The following is a 223-nucleotide window of genomic DNA, read 5'->3' as shown; positions in this document are numbered from 1 at the left end:
ACAGCCAGTGACGCTGGCATCAGAACGCCTGTCACTGGAAAAGCAACAGCAGCAGCTGTGTCAGTCAGCCGTGCTTGAGCAGGGCTGGCAGAATGCCCCGGAAGCCCGTGTCCTGAGGCATGAAGCCGCGTTATTGTCGTTGCATGTGGTTTCACCCCGTTATCAACAATGTCGTGAAGTGCAGGATATTCTTCGGCACGGAACGACAGTCAGCGTTTAACGC

At 55.6% G+C, this 223-nt stretch carries 1 pseudogene; it reads left to right on the top strand.

Annotation, left to right across the window (positions count from 1 at the left end):
• A pseudogene (locus AAC854_RS24905) lies at positions 1 to 220 on the top strand (hypothetical protein); the annotation flags it as partial.
• Between the last annotated feature and the right edge of the window lie 3 nt (positions 221 to 223).

The sequence above is a fragment of the Xenorhabdus entomophaga genome (genome assembly GCF_037996725.1).
Classification (GTDB): domain Bacteria; phylum Pseudomonadota; class Gammaproteobacteria; order Enterobacterales; family Enterobacteriaceae; genus Xenorhabdus; species Xenorhabdus khoisanae.
The sequence above is the reverse complement of the archived record's forward strand: the minus strand, read 5'-3'. Positions and strand labels throughout refer to the sequence as shown.